Annotated in this window: 19 protein-coding genes; 7 read left to right on the top strand and 12 right to left on the bottom strand. The window is 69.2% G+C overall.

What is annotated here, in order from left to right:
- The first annotated feature begins 77 nt into the window (after positions 1-77).
- Positions 78-1,208 (top strand): S1C family serine protease, encoded by a 1,131-nt coding sequence (locus M0G41_RS16455; RefSeq protein ID WP_248211067.1) that lies wholly within the window; start codon positions 78-80, stop codon positions 1,206-1,208.
- Between the two features lie 100 nt (positions 1,209-1,308).
- On the opposite strand, the gene M0G41_RS16450 is transcribed toward M0G41_RS16455, so the two are convergent.
- Together M0G41_RS16450 and M0G41_RS16445 are read right to left on the bottom strand one after the other, a co-directional pair.
- Entirely contained in the window at positions 1,309-3,081 is a 1,773-nt protein-coding gene (locus tag M0G41_RS16450; RefSeq protein ID WP_248211066.1) for a trypsin-like peptidase domain-containing protein, read from the bottom strand.
- Positions 3,082-3,291: 210 nt separating this feature from the next.
- Positions 3,292-6,198, bottom strand: coding sequence for an EAL domain-containing protein (locus tag M0G41_RS16445; protein WP_248211065.1), 2,907 nt, complete (start codon positions 6,196-6,198; stop codon positions 3,292-3,294).
- A 401-nt stretch (positions 6,199-6,599) separates the two neighbouring features.
- On the opposite strand from M0G41_RS16445, the gene purU reads away from it, so the two are divergent.
- Entirely contained in the window at positions 6,600-7,454 is an 855-nt protein-coding gene (gene purU, locus M0G41_RS16440; RefSeq protein ID WP_248211064.1) for a formyltetrahydrofolate deformylase, read from the top strand.
- A gap of 23 nt (positions 7,455-7,477) precedes the next feature.
- The gene (locus tag M0G41_RS16435) at positions 7,478-8,239 is read left to right on the top strand and encodes a substrate-binding periplasmic protein (protein WP_248211062.1); all 762 of its coding nucleotides are present in this window, start codon (positions 7,478-7,480) and stop codon (positions 8,237-8,239) included.
- A 63-nt stretch (positions 8,240-8,302) separates the two neighbouring features.
- Here M0G41_RS16435 and M0G41_RS16430 read toward each other — a convergent pair whose 3' ends face one another.
- A complete protein-coding gene (locus M0G41_RS16430; RefSeq protein ID WP_248211061.1) occupies positions 8,303-9,043 on the bottom strand; it encodes a 2OG-Fe dioxygenase family protein in 741 nt (246 codons plus the stop codon).
- Positions 9,044-9,121: 78 nt separating this feature from the next.
- On the opposite strand from M0G41_RS16430, the gene M0G41_RS16425 reads away from it, so the two are divergent.
- Together M0G41_RS16425 and M0G41_RS16420 are read left to right on the top strand one after the other, a co-directional pair.
- Entirely contained in the window at positions 9,122-9,787 is a 666-nt protein-coding gene (locus M0G41_RS16425; RefSeq protein WP_248211059.1) for an alpha/beta hydrolase, read from the top strand.
- Between the two features lie 126 nt (positions 9,788-9,913).
- Positions 9,914-11,236: a sigma-54-dependent transcriptional regulator gene (locus tag M0G41_RS16420; RefSeq protein ID WP_248211058.1), complete on the top strand. Its 1,323-nt coding sequence runs from the start codon at positions 9,914-9,916 to the stop codon at positions 11,234-11,236.
- Positions 11,237-11,300: 64 nt separating this feature from the next.
- On the opposite strand, the gene M0G41_RS16415 is transcribed toward M0G41_RS16420, so the two are convergent.
- Positions 11,301-12,308 carry a BON domain-containing protein gene (locus M0G41_RS16415; protein ID WP_248211057.1) on the bottom strand — a complete coding sequence of 336 codons (1,008 nt, stop codon included), beginning with the start codon at positions 12,306-12,308 and terminating at the stop codon, positions 11,301-11,303.
- A 107-nt stretch (positions 12,309-12,415) separates the two neighbouring features.
- Entirely contained in the window at positions 12,416-12,592 is a 177-nt protein-coding gene (locus tag M0G41_RS16410; protein WP_248211055.1) for a hypothetical protein, read from the bottom strand.
- Positions 12,593-13,189: 597 nt separating this feature from the next.
- On the opposite strand from M0G41_RS16410, the gene M0G41_RS16405 reads away from it, so the two are divergent.
- Positions 13,190-13,522: a hypothetical protein gene (locus M0G41_RS16405; RefSeq protein WP_248211054.1), complete on the top strand. Its 333-nt coding sequence runs from the start codon at positions 13,190-13,192 to the stop codon at positions 13,520-13,522.
- 174 nt (positions 13,523-13,696) lie between these two features.
- Here M0G41_RS16405 and M0G41_RS16400 read toward each other — a convergent pair whose 3' ends face one another.
- From M0G41_RS16400 to M0G41_RS16385, 4 genes are all read right to left on the bottom strand, one after another.
- Positions 13,697-14,707, bottom strand: coding sequence for an SDR family oxidoreductase (locus M0G41_RS16400; RefSeq protein WP_248211052.1), 1,011 nt, complete (start codon positions 14,705-14,707; stop codon positions 13,697-13,699).
- A 23-nt stretch (positions 14,708-14,730) separates the two neighbouring features.
- Positions 14,731-15,231 carry a hypothetical protein gene (locus M0G41_RS16395; RefSeq protein WP_248211051.1) on the bottom strand — a complete coding sequence of 167 codons (501 nt, stop codon included), beginning with the start codon at positions 15,229-15,231 and terminating at the stop codon, positions 14,731-14,733.
- A 13-nt stretch (positions 15,232-15,244) separates the two neighbouring features.
- Complete coding sequence (locus M0G41_RS16390; RefSeq protein WP_248211049.1) at positions 15,245-15,658, bottom strand: CBS domain-containing protein; 414 nt, start codon at positions 15,656-15,658, stop codon at positions 15,245-15,247.
- Positions 15,659-15,791: 133 nt separating this feature from the next.
- Positions 15,792-16,313 (bottom strand): hypothetical protein, encoded by a 522-nt coding sequence (locus M0G41_RS16385; RefSeq protein ID WP_248211048.1) that lies wholly within the window; start codon positions 16,311-16,313, stop codon positions 15,792-15,794.
- Positions 16,314-16,508: 195 nt separating this feature from the next.
- Here M0G41_RS16385 and M0G41_RS16380 point away from each other — a divergent pair, with 195 nt between their 5' ends.
- On the top strand, positions 16,509-17,030 hold the full coding sequence (locus M0G41_RS16380) for an MgtC/SapB family protein (RefSeq protein ID WP_248211047.1): 522 nt from the start codon (positions 16,509-16,511) through the stop codon (positions 17,028-17,030).
- Here M0G41_RS16380 and dapD read toward each other — a convergent pair.
- The 3 genes from dapD to map form a co-directional block, all read right to left on the bottom strand.
- On the bottom strand, positions 17,027-17,920 hold the full coding sequence (dapD, locus tag M0G41_RS16375; RefSeq protein WP_248211046.1) for a 2,3,4,5-tetrahydropyridine-2,6-dicarboxylate N-succinyltransferase: 894 nt from the start codon (positions 17,918-17,920) through the stop codon (positions 17,027-17,029). The genes M0G41_RS16380 and dapD overlap by 4 nt on opposite strands.
- 115 nt (positions 17,921-18,035) lie before the next feature.
- Positions 18,036-20,660, bottom strand: a complete 2,625-nt coding sequence (glnD, locus tag M0G41_RS16370; RefSeq protein WP_248211045.1) for a [protein-PII] uridylyltransferase — start codon at positions 20,658-20,660, stop codon at positions 18,036-18,038.
- On the bottom strand, positions 20,651-21,475 hold the full coding sequence (gene map, locus M0G41_RS16365) for a type I methionyl aminopeptidase (protein WP_425511268.1): 825 nt from the start codon (positions 21,473-21,475) through the stop codon (positions 20,651-20,653). The genes glnD and map overlap by 10 nt, the downstream gene beginning before the upstream one ends.
- Between the last annotated feature and the right edge of the window lie 176 nt (positions 21,476-21,651).

Raw genomic sequence — 21,651 nt, 5'->3', positions numbered from 1 at the left:
CTTCGTGTCAGGCTGTCCGAAGCTTGAAGTGTGCCGCATAACGGCCATTTCGGGAGTTGAATCGCAAGGAGACAGCCATGGGCAACAGCGTGCCGCGCGCAATCATCTGGGTGTTCTGGGCCCTGGTCGGAGCCTGGCTGCTGACCCTGCTCTGGCCGGCCGTCGCACCGCGCCCCGAGGCCACGCCGCGCACGGTCAGCCCACGCGGCGATCTGGCCGCCGACGAGCAGTCGACGATTGCCCTGTTCGAGGCGGCCAAGGACTCGGTGGTCTTCATCAGCACCCGTCAGAACGTGCGCGACTACTGGACGCGCAACGTGATGTCGGTGCCCCGCGGCAATGGCTCGGGCTTCGTCTGGGACGAGCGTGGCCATGTGGTCACCAACTGGCACGTCATCGACGGCGCCAGCGAGGCCACCGTGCGGCTCTCGAATGGCCGCGACTACCGCGCCGCCCTGGTCGGCGCCAGCCCCGATCACGATATCGCGGTGCTGCGCATCGGAGTGGGCTTCGAGCCGCCGCCACCGGTGCCGGTCGGCAGCAGCGCCGACCTGCGCGTCGGGCAGAAAGTGTTCGCCATCGGCAATCCGTTCGGGCTGGACTGGACCCTGACTACCGGCATCGTCTCCGCCCTCGACCGTTCATTGCCGGCCGAGAACGGCCGCAGCATCGAGCACCTGATCCAGACCGACGCCGCCATCAACCCCGGCAACTCGGGCGGCCCGCTGCTCGACTCCGCCGGCCGCCTGATCGGCATCAACACCGCGATCTTCAGCCCCTCGGGGGCCTCCGCCGGCATCGGCTTCGCGGTGCCGGTCGACACCGTGAACCGCGTGGTGCCGCAGCTGATCAGCAGCGGCCGCTATCTGCGCCCGGTGCTCGGCATCGAGGTGCACGCCGGACTGAACGACCGGCTCAGCCGCGAGACCGGGGTCAGGGGCGTGTTCGTGCTCGGCGTTCAGCCCGACTCCGCCGCCGCCCGCGCCGGCCTGCGTGGAGCGCTGATGCGCCGCGACGGTGGGTTGGACATCGGCGACGCCATCCTTGCCGTCAACGGTCGCGAGGTCGACTCCCTTGATGAACTGTTTGCTTCCTTGGACGAGCACGAGATCGGCAGCACCGTGACCCTGCGCATCTGGCGCCAAGGCAACGAGATCGAGCTGCCGGTGGAGCTGCAGGCGGGCAGCACAGCGCTTTCCAACCGCTAGCGCCGCGCCGGCTCTCTCGCGCCGAAGCGCCTTCCTGCGGATACAAGAAGGCCGCCCCGAGGCGGCCTTCTTGCACACGACCCCTGGTCGGTGAAGCGCGTCAGAAGCTGACCGTAACCGGGGCTGTGCAGGTCGATGTGCCCGCTTCGCACACCTTGTAGGTCAGCGAACCACCGCCGCGGAACGAGGTCTCGTCCCGGTAGCCACCGCTGTTCGGCACCGTAGCGATGCGCGAGTCATTGCGATAGATGTCGATGTCCGCAGCACTGCTGCCCGACCAGCTGAGATCCGCGGCCCACTGGCCCTTGATCTTGAAGCCGCTGGCGCTGAGCGTGAACTCCCCGCCGCCACCGCCTCCACCACCGCCGCCTCCGCCGGACGTGAGGAACGACTCCACGGCCGGGAAGTAGGCGGCAAACGCGCCGTCCACGGTGCGGTTGTTCTGCGCGTCGCAGACGTCGTTGAGGTTGCTACCGCAGGCGCCGTAAAGCTGACCGACGATTTCCCCGGCGGCATTCAGCACCGGCGAGCCCGAACTGCCCCCTTCGGTGGAACCGAAGGTATCGGTGCTGTAGATGAAGTTGCCGCGCGACAGGGAGTTGCAGGTGCCGCCGCCGGTGTAGACCACCTGCGTGCTGTAGGCCTGCGGCGCGCCGCTCGGATGGCTGACGCGATAAAGGGGAAGACCGCCGGCGTTGGCGATCGGGGTGCTGTTCCAGCCCAGGGCATAGGCGCCGGAAGGCAGGGTCGAACTGAGCCGGAGCAGGGTGTAGTCGCTGCTGCGGTTGCTCGCCAGCAGGCTCGAGCCCACTTCGCTTGCCCGCCCCTGTACTTCCCAGGCGGCCGCGCAGTCGCGGGTGCCGCAGGGCACGGTGTGATTCCAGTAGACCTCGAGGCTTTTCGCCTCGTTGCCCTTGCTCAGGCAATGGTTGGCAGTGAGGAACAGGGGGTCCCCGGCAGCATTGGCGATCAGTCCGCCGGTACAGATGTAGTAGCCGCCGCCGGAGCGGTAGAGCATGGCCCCGATCGCCTTCTGCACGTCTTCCAGCGGCGCGAAATCACCGGAGTTCGCGCATTCGGCGTTCTCGACGCAGTCGGCATTGACGCGGCCCGAGGTGCAGTGCAGCTTGTCCTGGGAGAACGAGGCATCAAGCCGTCGTGCAAGATCGAAGCGGGCGCTGATGTGTCCGAGCTCCTCCACCCTGAAGCCGAGCGTCTCGCCCTTCTGCAAGGGACCGCTCACCTGCAGCTGCAGATGGACCAGGTCGCCGCTGACCATGTTGGTGACCAGTTCCCCGCTGGCCTCGACCCCACGGCCGATGTAGGGACCGAATGCCTCGCCGCGGTCGTTGTACACGTACAGCGCCGCGTTGGCCGGCAGGTCGAGTCCGCCAAGGCCGACGCGCAGGCCGGCGGCACCGGGTGAGCGCAGTGAAAGCGTCCAGGTGAAGCCGCCGTCGGCGTGCCGCCGCAGGCTGCCGGACGTCGGACCGCGCTTGGACTGCAGTGCGGCGCGATCAAGCGCAAAGCCGACCGGCTTGCCGATGCCGACCAGCAGCCGACGCTCGGCGGCCTCCAGAGGCCCGCAGTCCACGCAGTCCTCCAGCCCCAGGCGCGCCCGATCGTGGCGATCCAGCGGCGCCTCGATCACCTTCTCCGCCTGGATCAGGGGCGCCTCGCCCGACAGCCAGCCGTGCAGGGCCTGCATCGTTTCGAGGTGTTCGGGCAGGGTCTTGGCCGCGGGCAGCGCATAGCCCTGCATGGCCTTGCCCACCTGCGGGAGAGCGCACTGCTCTCCCTGCGGCGCCGCGCTGGAGGCGCTGGCGATGCCCATGGCCAACAGGCCGGCAAGTAGCGGATGGATTCGTTGCATGTGGCGGCTCTCCCCGGTGACGGCGGTAGCGCATCCGGCAACGACCGCCGCTCTGGACAGGATGGCCCCAGGTCACGCGCGCCGGGCCCTCCTGGCCCGCACCCGTCACGGGCCGGTGACATCGACCCTACTCCTGCCTGAACGAAAGCTCAACGTTTCGTGACGCTGGTCACAGTCGAGGGCGCGTCGGCGAAAAGCTTGGCGCCGGGCTCAGGGCGGCGCGGCGGGGCGTCCGAGCAGGTAGCCCTGTCCGAGGCCGCAGCCCATGGCGATCAGCGCCTCGCACTGCTGCTCGGTCTCGATGCCCTCGGCAACGACTTCCATACCCAGCGAGTGGGCCAGGGTGAGGATCGCGCGGATCACCGCGCGGCTGCCGGCCTCGTGGGCACTGCCGAGATCGGCGACGAAACTGCGGTCGATCTTGATCATGCGCAGCGGGAAGTAGTGGATGCGGCTGAGCGAGGAATAGCCGGAGCCGAAGTCGTCCACCGCGGCATGCAGCCCCGCGTCACGCAGCACCTCGAGCGCCTCGCGCACCTTGTCCGGATCCTCCAGCATCGCGCCTTCGGTGATCTCGATGCGGACCTGCGAAGGTTCGAGGCCGTGCTCGGCCACCAGGGCCAGGAGGCGTTCTGAAAAATCGCGCTGGCGCAGGAAGCGCGGCGCGACATTGAGACAGACGTATTGCTCCCTGGGCAGGTCACGGGCCTTACGGCACGTGTGCTCGAACATCTGCCAATCGATCGCCTCGATGTGCCCGCTTTCCTCGGCCACCGGCAGGAACGCCGCCGGAGCAAGCACCCCACGCTCGGGATGCTGCCAGCGGATCAGCGCCTCGTACCCCACTACACGCCGGTCCACCAGGCGCATGATCGGCTGGAAGTGCGGATGGAAAGCTCGCGCCTCGAGGCCCCGGCGCAGATCGACCTCCAGCTGGAGCACATCGAGCGCGCGCTGGTTGGTCGCCGGGTCGAAGATCTCGAAGCGATGACGCCCGCCACGCTTGGCCCGGTACATGGCGTCGTCGGCGTCGCGCAGGACCTCATCCGCGCGCCGGTAGCGGGCGTCGCCGATCGCCACGCCGACGCTGGTCGAGGTGTTGATCTCCTTGTCGAGCACCTGCAGGGATCGCGACATCGACTCGATGATGCGTGTGGCCACGCGCACGGCGGTTTCCGGGCCCGGGATGTCCTCAAGCAGGATGGCAAATTCGTCACCGCTCAGACGCGCCACCACGTCAGGCTCGCGGACACAGCCCAGCAACCGGTTGGCGACCTGCTTGAGCACCTCGTCACCGGCCAGGTGACCAAGGCTGTCGTTGATGATCTTGAAGCGGTCGACGTCGGCGTAAAGCACGGCGTACTGCCGGCGGGGATCGCGGCGGCAGCGCGAGATCACCCGCTCCAGCCGGTCGCGCATGTAGCCGCGGTTGGGCAAGCCGGTCAGGGCGTCGTGCATGACCTCGTGCTTGAGCCGGAGCTCGATCTTCTCGCGTTCGGCGATCTGCTGGCGCAGCTCGCGCGTGCGCTCCTCGACCCGGTGTTCCAGCTCGGCATGGGCCTGGCGCAGCGCCTCGGAGGCCCTCTGCCGGGTGATCGTGAGCGCGATCTGGTCGGCGACGAAGACCAGCAGGTCGCGCTCACGCTCGCCGTAGAGCACGTCGCTCCGATAGCTTTGCACGACCACTGCACCGAACACGCGCTCGCCATCCCGCAGCGGCACGCCCAACCAGGAGTGGGAGGGCACGCCCGCACCGCGGAATGCGCCGTCGTGCTCCAGCGAGGTCTGCTGCGTGCCATCGAGCAGCATCGGCTCGCCGTAGCGAAGCAGATACTCGGTCAGGCCGTTGCCCAGCTGCCGCTCGGGCGGCTTGGACTCGGCCTCGTCGGCGAAGTACGGGAACGTGATCCGCTGTCCGTCATCGGTCAGCAGGGCGATGTAGAAGTTGCGGGCGCTGATCAGGCCATCGACGATCTCGTGCAGGCTGCGGTAGACATCCTCGGGAGAGGCCTCGCTGCGGGCCAGCGCCGCGATCCGGAAAAGCGCCTGCTGCAGCCGCTCGCCACGCTGCCTTTCCTCGACCTCCCGGGCAAGCTCGGAGGTGCGCTCGGCAACCCGACGCTCCATTTCCTCCTGGCCCTGCTTGCGCTCCAAGGCGGTGAGGATGTGGCTGCCGACGAAGCTCAGCAAGGCCTGGTCGGCCAGGGTAAAACAGCCTTCCTGTTCATAGTTCTGGACCACCAGCACACCGCGCACGTCGTTGCCGTCCAGCATCGGCACGCCCAGCCAGTCGGCGCTGTCGCTGCCCACCAGCCGCAGCGGCCCGGACACCTGCCGCCGCAGCACGTGCGAGGGGCCCATCAGAGGTCGGCCGTCGCGGATCAGGTACCAGGTCAGGGCGCGCTCGAAGTCCGACAGCGGCACCCAGCGGCTTGGGTCGACCTGATCGGGGTCGGCGACGTCGGCGTAGTAGATGAAGCGGATCGCGTCACGCTGCTTGTCGTACAGCGCGATGAAGAAATTCTCCGCGTACATGAGGCCGGCGACGGTGCGATGCAGCTTGCCCAGCATCTCGCCCATGTCGAGATCGGAGGCGGCCATGTCGGCGATGGCGAACAGGGCGCGCTGCACCCGGTCGGCCTGTTCGAGGCGCTGCACGCTGTCGGTAAGGCGGGCGCGCTCGAGCATCTCGGCCCAGCGGATGCGGGCGACCTGGAGCAGCGGCGAGTCGTCCGCCGCGTCTGCGGCCTCGTCGACCGGGCGCATCAGCAGAACGGCCGCGGTGCCCTGCGCACAGCGCGACAGGACGCGCGCAGACCAGGCGCCGCTGTCCTGCCCTGCCCGGCCGTCGTCGGCGAGGAAGGCCCGCTGCGCCAGCTTGAGGCGTTCGGCGGGAATGGCCTGCTGCGGCCAGCTCTGGCGCTCGCCAGGCCAGGTCAGCGACCACAGGACAAGGGCCTCACGGGCGATCCCTTCAGCCTTGAGTCCCTCGACCAGGGCAGCAGCGAGCCGCTCCGGGGTCTCCGCCCGGACCAGTTCGAGGCCGCCAGCGCTCTGCCCCGCCCCCTCGGCAGGGGCCGGGCCGCTGGATCGGACACTGCCCTTGGGACTGGCCATCATCTCCTGCCCACGCCACGCAATGCGTTGCCTCTGTTGTATCACGCGGCGCTGCCGGCTGCGTGCAGGTTGCGTGGGGCGAGCGTCGAACCCATCACGGATCCGGTAACCGGCGCTGCCGAAGCCCGCGTGATCGGCCACCGCGGCGCCCGGCCCGGCTCCCGAAGCAGCAGACCTGGGCCGGGAAGATGCGAACCGGTTACCCGGCGGATTCCCGTGGTTCCGATCTCCGCCCCGCCGCACCGATGAACACCTCCGCCCGGCCGCTCGCCGACAGAGGCCGGTGCCCATGGCGGGCCCGCCCAACACAGGTCGCGACGCGAGCGAAGGCGGCCCATCCAAGGTCTCCGCTGAGCACCGCGTTTGGCCTACACTGGCACTGCCCACCGCCGCCAGCCTCCATGCCGCGCCCAGATCACGTCCTCATCCTTTCCTGCCCCGACCGGCCCGGAATCGTCTACAGGATCAGCGGCCTGCTATACGAGCGTGGCTGCAATATTCTTGATGCGCAGCAGTACGGCGACGCGGAGGCCGGCCGGTTCTTCCTGCGCGTCCACTTCGACCTGCCCGAAGACGCTGCGGTCGAGGACCTGCGCTCGGCCATGGCCGCGGTGGGCAGCGACTTCGGGATGGACTGGCAGCTCCATGACTGCGGCAGGAGGGCGCGGATCCTCGTGCTTGTCAGCCGGCAGGGGCACTGCCTGAATGACCTGCTCTTCCGCGTCGGCAGCGGTCAGCTGGCGGCGGACGTGGTGGCAGTGGCCGGCAACCACCGCGACTTCGAACAGCTGGCATCCAGCTACGGCGTGCCCTTCCACTTCCTTCCTGTCGACGCTGCCAGCCGGGAGCGGCAGGAGGCCGCCCTGCTCGACCTGGTCGAGCGTGAAGGCATCGATCTCGTCGTGCTGGCCCGCTACATGCAGATCCTCTCACCGGGACTGTGCGCCGCGCTGGCCGGCCGGGCAATCAACATCCACCACAGCTTCCTGCCGAGCTTCAAGGGCGCGCGCCCGTACCACCAGGCCCACGAGCGCGGGGTCAAGATCATCGGCGCCACCGCCCACTACGTGACTCCGGATCTCGACGAGGGGCCGATCATCGAGCAGGACGTGGCCCGGGTCGACCATGCCATGAGCCCGAAGGAGCTGATCCGCGTCGGCAGCGACGTCGAGTCGCTGGTGCTTTCGCGCGCGGTGCGCCGCCACGTGGAGCATCGCATCCTGCTCAACGGGCAACGCACGGTGGTTTTCCGGTGAGGTTTCCGCGCTGGCTGGGGGCCATGCTCCTGGTCGCTGTGCCGCTGCAGGCCTGTCCCGCTTCTCCGGCGCCGCTGCGCCTGCTGCTTGGTACGGCCGCGCCCTGGACCTACTTCGATCAGGACTGCCAGCCGGCCGGCATCGGCATCGATGTGCTGCGCGCACTGTCGCGGGAGAGCGGCGTCCGGGTCGAGTTCGTCTACGTCGACTACGAATCGGAGCGGCCGGCCCTGCTGGACGGCCGGCTCGAGGGCGACATCAACGAGATCAACCCCTGGTATGAGAAACACCTGGTCCGCATCGCCCCGGTCCTGGCGCTCGAGGAAGTGGTGATCGGACGCATCCAGGGGGCGGCGGACGACGCGGCGCCAACGCAGCGGATCGGTCATGTCATCACCCACAACTCCCGACGCAGCGCGCTGGCCGGACTCGAGGCGAAGATTGTCGAGTTCGACGACTACCAATCCCTGATCCGGGCCTATCTGGACGGAGAGCTGGATGCCGTCGCCGGCATCAAGGAGACCCTGCTCTTCCATCTCTACCGGCTGGGCGCAGGGCCGGAGGTCCTGAGCACGCTACGCAGCCTGCAGACCGTCGCCGTCTGGCTCTACCTGTCGCCGCGCGTCGATGCCGAACGCCGGGAGCGGCTGGAGCAGGTCCTGCTGGCCTCCAATCTGGATCCGGTGCTGCGCCAGGCCAGGACCATGCACCTGAGTGCGCACAGCCTGCGGGCTCCGCGTGATCCTGAGCATTGCGCGGACCCACCCCGTTCTGCGCCCGACTGACCGAACGGAACGCCGAGGACGGCGCCCCCCTTCGATCCAGGCAGGACGCCGATCGTTCCGCCTTTAGCTCGGATCGAGAAATCCGTCTCGGCGGAAGGTCAGGACCAGGGTGTCGCGCCAGCCTGCAGCATCATCGGGCTGCAGAGGCGTGGTCTCGTGGATGACCCGTGCGTCGTCGAGTAGCAAGGCGGTCCACGGCTGCTCCATGGTGAAACGAATGCCTGCCATGCCCTCAGCCTGGAAGACGCGGGTCTCACCGCCGCGCACCGCCTGCCGGTCGACCAGCAGCACGGCGACGAAATCGACGCCGTCGCGGTGGGCGCCCTCGGGGGTGGGACGGCCGATGCCGTCGGCGGTGGTGATGCGGAACTGGTGCATCTCGACAAAGGGAACCGGATGCCCGGCGACCTCGGCGAAAGTGGCGGCGAGACCGCGCAGAAGCGAGCGCAGCGCCGGCGCGGCCAGGAAGGGATCGGTGCAGGGCGCGAACCAGCGCTCGAAGCCGCCGTGCAGGGCGTTGTAGTCAAGCGGCTGCCAGTGCGGCCGGCGCGGAGCGATCTCGATCGCCGGCGGGCGGATCACCAGCGAGGCGTGGCGACGATGCCGGTAGCGGCCACCATCGCGCAGGTGCTCGTCCAGCGGCAGGTCGCCCCAGAAGGCCGGCAGGGTATCCAGCGCGGGCAGCGGCTCGCCGCACAGTCGGCGGGTGGCGTCGGGGCCGAGCAGGGCGAATCCCTGCTGGCGGATCAGCGATGCCGGCGCCTCGTCGTCGAGACGCCAGGCAGGAAAACGGGCCAGGGTCATCCGGGCATTGTGCGCCGTACGCGCTGGCGCGTGAAGCCGTGTCGCCGCACACTACGGCGTTTCGCCGGAAGCCCGCCCATGCTCGAGACCATCGAAACCTGCACCCGCCCCGAGACCCGCTACAGCATCATCTGGCTGCATGGACTCGGCGCCGATGGCCACGACTTCGCCCCGATCGTGCCCGAGCTGGTGCGCCCGCACTGGCCGGGGATCCGATTCGTCTTTCCGCATGCGCCGGTGATGCCGGTCACCCTCAACGGCGGCATGCACATGCGCGCCTGGTACGACATCCTCGGCATGGACTTCACCCAGCGCCGCGAGGACGAGCCCGGGGTGCGCGCATCGATCGGGGCCGTCGAGACCCTGATCGCACGCGAGGTCGAACGCGGCACGCCGCCCGAGCGCATCCTGCTGGCTGGCTTCTCACAGGGTGGCGCGATCACCCTGGCCACCGGGCTACGCCGCCAGGAGCCCCTGCTGGGCATGATCGCCCTGTCGACCTATCTTCCGCTCGCCGAATCCACCGCCGCCGAGAGCACCGATGCCGGTCGCGCGACGCCGGTGTTCATGGCCCATGGCAGCCTCGATCCGGTAGTCCCGCACCAGGCCGGGACGCTGTCCGCGCAGCGGCTGCGGCAGCTGGGCGTCCAGGTGGAATGGCACGAGTATCCGATGCAGCATGCGGTGTGTGCCGAAGAGATCCGTGACCTGGCGCTGTGGATGGACGCCCGCCTGGGCAGCTGAGCGGGCGGGCAAACTGCATGCTCAGTGGGAAATTTTTTCCTTCCTGAGCCGCGGACAGGAGAGATTCACGACCCGCACTTCGGGCTGATGCAGGATCGGCGCATCGTTTCACGGATGCCTCGCGCCATGCCTGTTGCCCCCACACTGCTGATCGTCGACGACGACGCCGGCTTCGCCCGATCCGCCGCCTGCATTGCCCGCGCCGAGGGCTTCGAGGCGATCCTTGCAGCGGACCTGGAGCAGGCCCGCCGCCGGCTCGACGAGCAGACCTTTGATCTCGCCCTGGTCGATCTTGGACTGCCCGACGGCAGCGGCATGGACCTTCTGCGCCGGTTGGAGGAGGCTGATACCCGTGTGGTGGTGGTGACCGGCTCACCCTCGATCGAGACGGCGGTGCAGGCGGTGCGCTCGCCCTGCGCCGACTATCTGGTGAAGCCGATCGAGCCCGCGCAGTACACCGCCCTGCTCCGCTCGGTGGCGCAGGCGCGCGGTCGCGACGAGGACGCCGAGCGGGAACGCTTCGGCCTGGTCGGCAAGTCATCGGCGCTGGCCGAGCTGCTTCGGCAGATCCGCCTGGTCGGCCCGACCGATGCCAGCGTGCTGATCCAGGGCGAGAGCGGGGTCGGCAAGGAGCTGGTCGCCCGCGCCATCCACCAGGCCAGCGGCCGCCCCGGGCCGTTCGTCGCGGTGAACTGCGGCGCGGTCTCGGCCGAGCTGCTCGGCAGCCAGTTGTTCGGCCACGAGCGCGGCAGTTTCACCGGCGCCACCGGCCGCCACGTCGGCTACTTCGAGCAGGCAGCTGGCGGGACTCTGTTCCTCGACGAGATCACCGAGATGCCGACCCACCTGCAGGCCCACCTGCTGCGCGTGCTCGAGGAGCGTGCGGTGCGTCGGCTGGGCGGCGACAGCGAGATCGCCGTAGACACGCGCATCGTCGCCGCCACCAACCGTCCCACCCGCGAGGCGGTGGCCGACGGCAGCTTCCGCAACGACGTCTACTACCGGCTCGGCGAGTTTCCGCTGCCGATCCCGCCGCTGCGCGAGCGGCCCGAGGACATCGCGCCGCTGGCCTGGCTGTTCCTGGCCCGGCTCAACGAGCGGCACGGCACCCGCAAGCAGTTCACGCCGACCGCCCTGCAGCAGCTGCAGCGCTATCCGTGGCCCGGCAATGTGCGCGAGCTCCGCAACGTGGTCGGCCGGGCCTATATCAGCGCCCGCGGCGACAGCATCCGGGAGCCCCTGCGGGACGTGCGCTGGGGCCAGGCGATGCCGGAGACCGCCGGCAGCTTCACGGTGACCGTGGGCATGAGCTTCGAGGAAGTCGAGCGCCGGCTGCTGAGCAAGACGCTGGCCTTCTACAACCATGACAAGACGCGCACCGCGCGGGCCCTGGGTGTCAGCGTCAAAACCATCTACAACCGCCTGCACCGCGGCGTCGACCCGGCATGAGTCCGGACGCAAGGCCGCCCGCCCCGTCACCGGGGCGGGCGGGTCGGCGCGGGCTTTGCCGAGACTACTGCTTCTTGCGCTGCGTCTCGCCGGCCTGGGCGCCCTGGCGCTGAGCATTGCCCAGTGAGCCGTTTCCGTTGGACGCGCCGCCCTGGCCCTGCTGGCGGGAGCGGACCGAGGCCACGGTCAGCCGGTTGTCGATATCGCGCACGCCCGGGCAGGCATCGGCCAGATTCTCGATCTGGTGCCGCATCCAGCGCGCCTCGACCTCACCGGACAGGGTCACCCGCCCCCCGCTCACCTCGATGCTGACCTCGCTGGGATCGATGTCTGCGGCCTCGGTGAGGCGCTCGCAGAGATCCTCACGGATTCGCTCGTCCGAGCGCTCATAGCCTTTCGGTGCCCGGCCGGTGAAACCGAAATGATCGGACTGGTAGGCCGGGATGGCCGCTCGCCGCGGCCCCTGGTTCCACGCGTAGGGCAATTGGGAGGCCACGGGGTCGCCGTAGCGATTGCCGCCGCCCGAGAACTCGCCCTGTCGGGCACCGGCGTAGCCCGCCGGCATGGCATCCGGTCGGTGCTCACGCAGGCGGTGCGCTGCGTAGCGATACGGCTCACCCTCATCGATACCCTGCTCGTTGGCGGCATCGCCCAGCACCTGGGTGCCCGGATAGCCATAGGGGTCCGGCCCGCGCCAGGATTGGGTGGGATCGTCCCGGGACGGCCCGCGGCCCGGCTGCGCTCCTCGACGCGACCCACCGCCATACGGGTAGGCCGACTGCCAGCCGCCACGCCCACCTTCCCGGCGATACGCCTCGGGACCGAACTCCTGCTGTGCATTGGCGGCCCGTCCGTATCCGCCAGGGGAGGTCTCCTCGACCCGATAGCGGCCCTGGATCGGCACGGTCCGGTACGGCCCCTGGTCGCGGCCGTTCGACCAGTCCTGTCCGGCGGCTTCGTGATAGTCGTGAGCGTAGTCCTGGTATTCGCCGCAGGTCACAGGGCCCGAACCCTGGCCCTCCTGGCGAACCGGCGGGTAGCGGTACTGCAGGGTGTCGTTTCGATGACTCATGTTGGCAACTCCGATCAGTGCGCAGCCTTGAAAGGCGCCGCGCTGCAAACGATGCAAAATAGAGCTCGATTGGCGGGCGGCGGCTGCGCCGCCCGCCGGGCAAGGACTCAGCGCTGCTCGGTCGAACGACCGCGCTGCTGGACGCGTTCTTCATCGCGCGCCTTGTCCTGCGGCTGGCCGGCCTCGCGCTGACGCTGCTGCAGCTGGCTGCTGGAACCCTCGTGACGCTGCGGGCTCTGTTTCCGCTCGGCCTGGGAAGGGCCGCCTTGCTTCTTGCTGGTCATGTCTTGCTCCGATAGGCGCACCCGGTCATCCGGGCAGGGAGCGGATTGCAGCTTCCATACCAACACATGCTCCAACGCTTTGTTAAGTGCGGATGGATTCATGAACCTGTACTTTCGCCGTACCAGCTGCGCCGGGACGTTCCCGTGCAGGGTGCCGGGTCGCCCCCGATCCGGACCGGGCGTCATCGCGGCCGCGAGTCCGCCGCGAATTCCAGAAGCCCGTACTGCATGCGGTCCGTACGCGCCGGGATGCTGCGTAGCCAGCCCCGAAGCTCGCCGCCACAGGACCCGCAAGACACCGGCGCCTGGCTGAACGAGGGTCGTGCGACGTGGCAGTCAGGCCCGGGCATTCCGCCCGATCGCCCCGCGGGCGACCTGAGGCGCGGGCGGAGGACGCTGATCGCGGGCGATGCGATCGCGGGAAAAATCTTCCCGCCGTTGCAGGACTTTCCGACATGCGTCGCGCAAGGCACCGTGGTCGATCGGGCAGGTGACCGGAGGGCCGGGTGCTGGCACGGAAGATGCTGCGCTGTAGCTGCCCGCCCTGACAGTGCCCAGGCGCCCCGGCGGCCCTGGATAGCCTACTGGAGTCCGTCCATGCCCATCCTGCAGCTCCACCTCGTCAGCGACCCCGGCACCACCCAGCGCCTTGTCGAGCGACTGGCCCGGATCGACGGTGTCTCGCTCGTCGCCCAGTCCCTGATTGCCGACGAAGACGGCGCGCGGCCGGTTGCCGACCTAAGCCAGCCGGCTCCGCCGGCCCTGCCCGTCGGCCTGCTCGAGTGCATGCTCGAGATCGATGTGCCCGACGCGCACAGCGCGCGCGAGGTGCGCCGCGTATCGGAGCAGATGGCCATGGGCGGCACACTGGACCTCGACCCCGACAGCGGACACGACCCGCTGTGGTTCGGCTCGAGCCGGGTTCACTGAAGCCGGTCCGCCTGCCTGCGCTCCGTCCTGCTGCGGAGCGTGGCCACCGTAGGACGAAGCGGGAGGCGGAACGCCTCCCTGGATGGGCAGAAGCGCCCGGTCATCGTCGCAGGTAAAAGCTGAGCCGGCACCCGGCGCGCCGGGGAATCAGAGGCGGCGTCAGCAGCGCGGCGCTCAGTCCGGCTCGCCGGTGACCGGCAGCACGATGCCGGTGATATAGCTCGAACAGCAGGGTGCGGCGAGAAAGACAAAGGCCGGGGACAGCTCCTCCGGCTGGGCGGGGCGACCCATGCCGCTGTCGGCGCCGAATTCGGCAACGTCATCGGCCTCGCGGTCGGCCGGATTGAGCGGCGTCCAGACCGGCCCGGGGGCGACGGCGTTGACGCGTATGCTCCGCGGCAGGAGCTGCTTGGCCAGCGAGCGGGTCAGGGCGTGGATCGCGCCCTTGGTCGCGGAGTAGTCGAGCAGTCCGCCGCTGCCGTCGAGGCCGGTGACCGAACCGCAGTTCACGATCGCGCTGCCCGCCCCCATGTGCGGCACGCAGGCCCGGGCGAAATACAGGTAGGCGAAGATGTTGGTACGGAAGGTCTCTTCGATCTGCGCGTCCGACAGGTCCTCGATGCGCTCTACGTGTTGCTGGAAGGCGGCGTTGTTGACCAGCACATCGATGCGTCCGAACTCGGCCACGGCTCGGGCGACGGCCTCATCACAGAACTCGCGCGAGGAGACATCCCCCGGAATCAGCAGGCAGCGCCGGCCTTCCTTCGCCACGTGACGGGCGGTCTCCTGCGCATCCTCGTGCTCATTGAGGTACACCACGGCCACGTCGGCGCCTTCGCGCGCGTACAGAACGGCCACCGCTCGACCGATGCCCGAATCGCCACCGGTAATCAAGGCCACGCGCCCCTCCAGCTTGCCGCTACCTTGGTAGTCGGGAGCCTTGAAGCGCGGCGCGAGCTTCAGCTCGGCCTCGGACCCGGGCTTGTCCAGGTGCTGGCCCGGCAGAGGATTCTCCGGCTGCGTGCGCGAGCCGGCCTGGACGGGCTTGTCGTCGTTGTCCGCACCGTTTCCGCCCGTGCCGTTTCGGGACATGGCCTCTTCCTGCAGGGCACGGTGGCGCGCGGCGGCCTGCTCGGCGAGCTGCGGCCCGGAATCGCCGCTTGGTCTGGAGTTCTTGGTCCTCATCCGAATATCTCCCGAGGGAACGCTCAGCTCAGAACGGTCGCCTGCTCGAACTCGAGGCGGATGGCACCGGCGCGCAGCATCCGAGAGTCGAGCTCAGGCAGGCGCTCCTCCTCGGCGTCGACCACGACCAGCAGTTCGCCGGCCTCGATGCGCTCGCGGTAACGCCGCTCGACCTCGCTGGGCAGCGCCGAACCCACCAGGGCGCCTGCCCAGGCGCCGATCATGCTCCCGGCAAGGCCGAGCAAGGCTGCCCCGCCCACTGTCACACCGAGGGCCGGAATGGCCATGGCGATGGTGCCGGCGAGCAGGCCGGCACCGCCCCCGCCGGCGGCGCCGCGCAGCATGCCGGGGCAGAAGTCGGTCGGCGCATCGGCCTTCCACTCGGCTGGGATCTCGGCCAGTTCGACGCCCTCTCGGGCGAAGACCGAGATGCGATCATCCGTGATGCCCATCTGCCGGACTGCGGCCACGCAGGCGCCAGCCATGGCGAGATCGGAAGCGGAATAGACGTGACGTACGTGCATACAGGCCTCCCGGTCAATGCGGCGTGGCAACGCCGTCGAGCAGCGTGTCGAGCGCGCGCAGGCTCTCGGCCCCATTGATGTTGGCCAGCGAGATGAAACCGACCAGGCGCTTCTCCCGGTCGACCACGGGCAGCCGGCGAACGCCCAGCTCGGCCATGATCGACGCGACCTCCTCGACGCTTTGATCGTCGAAGCAGAAGCGGATGCCCGGCGTCATCACCGTGCTCAGCGGAGCGTCTTCGGCCACGCTGCGGGCCAGGCCGCGGATCACCAGGTCGCGGTCGGTGACCATGCCGACCAGCTGTTCGTCGCGCACAACGGGCACGCTGCCGATGTCCTCCTCGGCCATCAGCCGGGCGGCCTCGCGCAGGCTCGCCGAGTATTCGAGCGTATGCACGCCCCGGGTCATCACTTCACGGATCATCATGTTCGGAGTCCTTCTTCGATGCGTTTCTCTGGGGTCTGTCGACAGCGACATCGCGGGAGGAAATCCACGTTCCATGCCAAACGCGCGGCCTGAACTACGGGCGCCGTTCCGCGGGACGCGGCCAGAACACGGCTCAAGGCGTCGAAGGCAGCCGTTCCGCTAGGCAGGACAAGGCCCGCAGCCCATCGCCGACCGACCGCCGCAGATCCGCGAGCAGCTCGGCCTCGACGCTGGCGAGCCCGCGTGTCGCCAGCGCCGCGGCGCTCATCGACACCCCATTGAGGGCATTCCGCAGGGCGTGGATTGCATCGCGCACTCCTTCGGACGACCCGCTGCCCAGAGCGCGCCGCAGCAGGGCAGGCAGGACAGGGTCCAACGCCGAGCGTTGCGCCACGCCGTTCGTACCGACCCATAGCGCGGCGCTCTGGCCACCGCCCAGCCGGACCAGCAGACCCGGCGCCGGGCGGCGCGCTGGCTTGGAACCCGACATGACCCGGGCCGCATCCGGCCAATCCTCGAAGGCCTGGACCTCAAGGCTCTGGTCGACGCCCTGGACCAGCACCAGCTCGCGCGGGGCCAACGTCACGCACAGGTGCTCGAGCGCACGCCGCGCATCATTCAAATCATCAGCCTTGCCGCCGCTTGCTGCCTGCATCGGCCCGCGCTCCTTTCCGAAGGTGCCTGCGCCGACCGGTCGGGGTCGGCCGCTGGGCCGCGAAGGTGAGCGGATCGAGGTGAGCCGCGACTGAACCCGGGGCTCCGACCACGCCCTCCCGGGCTTCCGGGATGGCAAGGTAACGGCTGGTTAGGAAAGGTCCGGGCGAACTCGCCGCGGACGGCGGAGGTCGAGATGGAATTCCTGCTCACCAATGGCGAGATCCGCGCTGTAGCAACGGTCGGCTACGCCATGCTGCTCGGCGGAGTGATCGGGTTGGAACGTGAAGTGAAGTCGCGCCCGGCCGGCTTTCGCACTCATATGCTGGTGGCCGGCGCTGCGGCGTTCCTCGTCTCCAGCGTGCAGCTGATGGTGTCGAATGCCGCCGAGTCGGCGGTGGACGTGCCGCAGGGTTCGCGCGAGATCATGAGCCTCGACCCCCTGCGCCTGGTCGAGGCGGTGGTGGCCGGCGTGTCCTTCATTGGCGCCGGCTGCATCTTCGCAAGCCGCGAGCGCGACACCGTGCACGGCGTGACCACAGCGGCCTCACTGCTGATGGTCGCCAGCATCGGTCTGTGCACCGGGCTGGGCTACCCGGCACTGGCCTCCTCGATCACCCTGATGACCCTGGTCGTCCTGCTGGTCCTGAAGCAGGTCGAGAAGCGCATGCCCAGGCGCGATGCCCCGCCGCCTGGCGGCGAGGAGGGACGGAGCTAGGAACGCAGCAGCTCGTTGATCGAGGTCTTGCTGCGGGTGCGCTCGTCGACGCGCTTGACGATCACCGCGCAGTACAGGCTGTAGCGCCCGTCCTCGGAGGGCAGCGAGCCGGCCACGACCACGCTGCCCGCAGGCACGCGCCCATAGCTGATGCTGCCGGTGGCGCGATCGTAGATGCGCGTGCTCTGACCGAGGAAGACGCCCATGCCGATCACGCTGCCGCGCTCGACGATCACGCCCTCGACAACCTCGGAGCGGGCGCCGATGAAGCAGTTGTCCTCGATGATGGTCGGGCTCGCCTGCAGCGGCTCCAGCACGCCACCGATACCGGCTCCGCCGGAGATGTGGCAGTGCGCGCCGACCTGGGCGCAGGAGCCGACGGTGGCCCAGGTATCGACCATGGTGCCGGCGCCGACGTGCGCACCGATATTGACGAAGCTCGGCATCAGCACCGCATCGCGGCCCAGATGGGCGCCGCGCCGGACCACGGCGCCGGGCACCACGCGCGCACCGACCCGGCGGAACTCGGCCTCGTCGCCGCCGGCAAAGCGCAGCGGCACCTTGTCCCAGAAGGTGGCCGGGCTGGCCTCCATGACCTCCATCGGATTGACCCGGAAGTAAAGCAGCACCGCCTTCTTCAGCCACTCATTGACCTGCCAGCCACCCTTGGCCGCCGGCTCGGCCACGCGCAGCTCGCCGGCCTCCAGGGCCGAGAGCACGGTTTCCACGGCCGGCCGCGTCGAGCCCTCGATCTCGGCGGCGGTCAGTTCGGCACGGCGCTCGAAGGCGCTCTCGATCAGCGGTCGCAGTTCGGCGGCCTGGGTCACGGGTAGGTCTCCGGTTGTTGGGTGATGGGGAATCGGGATGCGCGCCAAGATGGAGAAGGACATTGTAGGAGCCAGCTTGCTGGCGAGCGGTGTCGGGATGGGCTGATCGCCAGCAAGCTGGCTCCTACTGCGCGGGATGCGAGGCTCTCACGAATCCTGAATCCCGGGTCCCGGCCGACTACTTCCGCCCCTCGTCCACCACCTCGGCCAGCGCGGCGCAGAGCGAGTCGCGGGCGGCTTCCGAGAGCGGATTGTCGTGCTCGTCCGAGAGCTGGAAGAAATCCTCGACGCGCTCGCCGAAGGTGGCGATGCGGGCATCGTGCACGCGCAGGCCTTCTTCACGGAAGACGGCCGAGACCTGGGCCAGCAGGCCGGGACGATCGGCGCAGACCAGGCTCATCTCGGTGCGACCGGCATCGTTGTCATTGAACTCGACCCGCAGCGGCACGCGGAAGTGCTTGAGCTGGCGCGGGATGGCCCGGCGCACCGCATTCACCTGCAGCGGGCTCTTCGCCAGCGTCTCGCAGAGCGATTCGGCCACCGTCGCGGCGCGGCGTTCCGGCGAGATGAACTCGCTGCCCGCGTCCAGCACCTGGAAGGTGTCAAGGCTCATGCCGCGGGTCGAGGTCACCACTCGCGCTTCCACCACGTTGAGGCCGAGACGGTCGAGGGTGGCGGTGACCGCGGCGAACAGGCCGTCGGTATCCGGGCAATAGACGAAGACCTCGAGCGCGCCCGGTCGCTGGTGAGGGCGGACCAGGGCCAGCGGCCGGCCGCCCGGTGCGGCAGCGATGCCGAGGGTCTGCCAGACCAGCTGGGCCGGCCGGTAGCGCAGGAAGCTCTCGCTCGGGAATTCGGACCAGACCTTGTCGATCACCGATTCATCCATGCCGTGCGAGAGCAGCACGGCACGCGCTTCCTCGCGCGCCTCGGCAATCCGCTCCTCGGCATGCATGACGTTGCGCAGGCCGCGGCGCAGGGCAAAGCGGGTGGCGCCGTAGAGGTCGGCCAGCAGCCGGTCCTTCCAGGCATTCCACAGTTTGGGGCTGGTCCCGGCGATGTCGGCCACGGTCAGCAGATACAGGTAGTCGAGACGCTCGCGCTCGCCGACCAGGCGGGCGAAGCGGCTGATCACCTCGGGGTCGGCGATGTCCTCGCGCTGCGCGGTGATGCTCATGGCGAGATGCTTCTCGACCAGCCAGGCGACCAGATCGGTGTCGCCCTGGGATAGGCCGTGCTCGGTGCAGAAGCGCCGCGCGTCCTCGGCGCCCAGCTCGGAGTGGTCGCCGCCGCGGCCCTTGGCGATGTCGTGGAACAGCCCGCCGAGCAGCAGCAGCTCGGGCTTGCGCAGCCGCGGCCATATCTCATACGCCAGCGAGAATCGCTGCTTGGAGCCCTCGTCGCGGAAACTGGCGATGTTGCGCAGCACGGTCAGCGTGTGCTGATCGACCGTGTAGACGTGGAACAGGTCGTATTGCATGCGCCCCGCCACCCGACCGAAGGCAGGCAGGTAGCGGCCGAGCACGCCCAGGTGGGACATCCGCGCCAGGGTGTCGGCGGCGTCGGGCAGGCGCACCAGCTGCATGAACTTCGCGCGCGCCTCGGGCCGCTGGCGGAACGCGTCGTCGATATGATCCAGGGCCTCGCCGAGCGCCTGGGCGGTAGCCGAGTGCAGGCCGCGTGCTGCGGGCTGGGCATGCCACACCGCGAACAGCTCGAGCATCAGCAGCGGCTCGCGCTCGAATCCGATCGGATCGCGCAGCCGCAGATAGCCGCCGGCCAGCTCGAAGTGCTCGTCGATCGGAGTGGTGTCGACCTCGCCGGAGAGGCTCTCCTCGAAGCGCTGCAGCAGACGCTCGGAGAGCCGCATGACCAGTGCGGCCGAGCGGAAGTAGCTCTGCATCAGCTGCTCGACGGCGAGATTCTCGCGGTGCTCGTCGCGCAGGCCGAGGCGTTTGGCCAGGGCGGTCTGATGCTCGAAGAGCAGACGCTCCTCACGCCGTCCGGCGGTGAGGTGCAGGCCGATACGCAGACGGCACAGCGACCAGTACTCGCGGCTGACGGTGTGCGCCTCATCGGCGCCGAGCAGGCCGATCGGCTGCAGGTCGCAGACCGCATGCACGCCATACAGGCGCTTGGCCATCCAGGCCAGGGTGTGCAGGTCACGCAGGCCGCCGGGGCCCTCCTTCAGGTTGGGCTCGAGGTTGTAGGCGGTGTCGTTGTAGCGCGCGTGGCGCTGGCGCAGCTCTTCGCGCTTGCCTTCGAAGAACGCCGCAGCCGGCCAGATGTCCGGTGCCGAAAGGGCGACCCGCAGCGCCTCCAGCACGCGCATCTCGCCGACCAGCATGCGGGCATCGAGCAGGGCGGTGGCGATGGTCAGGTCGCCGGCGGCTTCCTCGGCGCACTGGCGGACGCTGCGCGAGGCGTGCCCCGGCTGCAGGCCGATGTCCCAGAGCGCGGCGAGGAAACCCTGGATCGCCGACTGCCCGGCATCCTGATCGGCCGGCTCGCCGACCACCAGCAGGTCGATATCGGAATGCGGATACAGCTCGCGCCGGCCGTAGCCTCCGGTGGCCAGCAGGGACAGGCCGGCCGGCTCCCCAGCGACCTGGCGCCAGGCGCTCTTGACCACCTGGTCGACGGCGCGGCAGCGGCGCAGCAGCAGGTCCTCGGCGCCGGCACCGGCGTCGAAGGAGACGGCCAGCTCGCGGTCCTCGTTGGCCAGCAGCTCGCGCGCCGAATCGCGCCAGCCCGCCGCGGCGGCGGCTTCGAGGTCGATCGCGCCGGTAGCGCTCAGAGCCATCCTGCGTCGTCGGCGCGCGGGGTGAGCACCTCGACGCCGTCCTCGGTGACCGCCACCGTGTGCTCCCACTGCGCCGACAGCGAGCGGTCGCGGGTCACCACGGTCCAGCCGTCCGGCAGCAACCGGGTATGCCGGGCGCCGGCATTGATCATCGGCTCGATGGTGAAGGTCATGCCCTTCTCCAGCCGAAGACCGGTCCCCGGCTGGCCGTAGTGCAGGACCTGGGGATCCTCGTGGTAGATCGTGCCGATGCCGTGGCCGCAGTACTCGCGGACCACCGAGAATCGCTCGCTTTCGGCATAGGTCTGGATGGCATGGCCGATGTCGCCGAGGGTGGCGCCGGGCTTCACCGCGCGGATGCCGCGGTACATCGCCTCGCGGGTCACCTCGACCAGACGCCGTGCAAGCACCGACCCCTCGCCGACGATGAACATGCGGCTGGTGTCACCGTGCCAGCCGTCCTTGATGACGGTGACGTCGATATTGATGATATCGCCGTCCTTGAGCACCTTGGCCGGGCTGGGGATGCCATGGCAGATCACGTTGTTGACCGAGGCGCAGATCGTCTTGGGGAACCCGCGGTAACCGACATTGGCCGGCACCGCCTTCTGCTTGTTGACGATATGGTCGTGGCAGATGTCGTCCAGTTCTTCGGTGCTCACCCCCGCCTTGACGTGGGGGGCGATGATCTCCAGCACCTCGGCCGCCAGGGCGCCGGCGTGGCGCATGGCCTCGATTTCAGCGGGGGTCTTGATGGTCACGGGCATGGCAAGAAGTGTCCCATACTTGCCCGGGGCCGGGCCAGCGACTATCATTCCGCGGCTCTGTGGGCGCCTGCGCCCATGTCAGAGCACGCCCACGCCGGGCGCCACCGGTGAATACACACCCGCGTCGACCAGCCGTGCCGGGGTGCCGGATCCTTCGATGGAGTCCGGTTCGTCACGGTAGCCGCGGGGAGGTCCAACCCCGGAATGTCCTGCCGACACCCTAC

The organism is Pseudomarimonas salicorniae (assembly GCF_023156535.1).
Lineage (GTDB): Bacteria > Pseudomonadota > Gammaproteobacteria > Xanthomonadales > Xanthomonadaceae > Pseudomarimonas > Pseudomarimonas salicorniae.
The sequence above is the reverse complement of the archived record's forward strand: the minus strand, read 5'-3'. Positions and strand labels throughout refer to the sequence as shown.

Coding starts and splice junctions, on each gene's coding strand:
- M0G41_RS16420 (WP_248211058.1), top strand. CDS start 9,914: ATGCCTGTTGCCCCCACACTGCTGATCGTCGACGACGACGCCGGCTTC.
- M0G41_RS16395 (WP_248211051.1), bottom strand. CDS start 15,231: ATGCACGTACGTCACGTCTATTCCGCTTCCGATCTCGCCATGGCTGGC.
- M0G41_RS16445 (WP_248211065.1), bottom strand. CDS start 6,198: ATGGCCAGTCCCAAGGGCAGTGTCCGATCCAGCGGCCCGGCCCCTGCC.
- M0G41_RS16455 (WP_248211067.1), top strand. CDS start 78: ATGGGCAACAGCGTGCCGCGCGCAATCATCTGGGTGTTCTGGGCCCTG.
- M0G41_RS16425 (WP_248211059.1), top strand. CDS start 9,122: ATGCTCGAGACCATCGAAACCTGCACCCGCCCCGAGACCCGCTACAGC.
- map (WP_425511268.1), bottom strand. CDS start 21,475: ATGATAGTCGCTGGCCCGGCCCCGGGCAAGTATGGGACACTTCTTGCC.
- purU (WP_248211064.1), top strand. CDS start 6,600: ATGCCGCGCCCAGATCACGTCCTCATCCTTTCCTGCCCCGACCGGCCC.
- M0G41_RS16400 (WP_248211052.1), bottom strand. CDS start 14,707: ATGAGGACCAAGAACTCCAGACCAAGCGGCGATTCCGGGCCGCAGCTC.
- glnD (WP_248211045.1), bottom strand. CDS start 20,660: ATGGCTCTGAGCGCTACCGGCGCGATCGACCTCGAAGCCGCCGCCGCG.
- M0G41_RS16380 (WP_248211047.1), top strand. CDS start 16,509: ATGGAATTCCTGCTCACCAATGGCGAGATCCGCGCTGTAGCAACGGTC.
- M0G41_RS16430 (WP_248211061.1), bottom strand. CDS start 9,043: ATGACCCTGGCCCGTTTTCCTGCCTGGCGTCTCGACGACGAGGCGCCG.
- M0G41_RS16415 (WP_248211057.1), bottom strand. CDS start 12,308: ATGAGTCATCGAAACGACACCCTGCAGTACCGCTACCCGCCGGTTCGC.
- M0G41_RS16405 (WP_248211054.1), top strand. CDS start 13,190: ATGCCCATCCTGCAGCTCCACCTCGTCAGCGACCCCGGCACCACCCAG.
- dapD (WP_248211046.1), bottom strand. CDS start 17,920: ATGTCCTTCTCCATCTTGGCGCGCATCCCGATTCCCCATCACCCAACA.
- M0G41_RS16450 (WP_248211066.1), bottom strand. CDS start 3,081: ATGCAACGAATCCATCCGCTACTTGCCGGCCTGTTGGCCATGGGCATC.
- M0G41_RS16385 (WP_248211048.1), bottom strand. CDS start 16,313: ATGCAGGCAGCAAGCGGCGGCAAGGCTGATGATTTGAATGATGCGCGG.
- M0G41_RS16435 (WP_248211062.1), top strand. CDS start 7,478: ATGCTCCTGGTCGCTGTGCCGCTGCAGGCCTGTCCCGCTTCTCCGGCG.
- M0G41_RS16410 (WP_248211055.1), bottom strand. CDS start 12,592: ATGACCAGCAAGAAGCAAGGCGGCCCTTCCCAGGCCGAGCGGAAACAG.
- M0G41_RS16390 (WP_248211049.1), bottom strand. CDS start 15,658: ATGATGATCCGTGAAGTGATGACCCGGGGCGTGCATACGCTCGAATAC.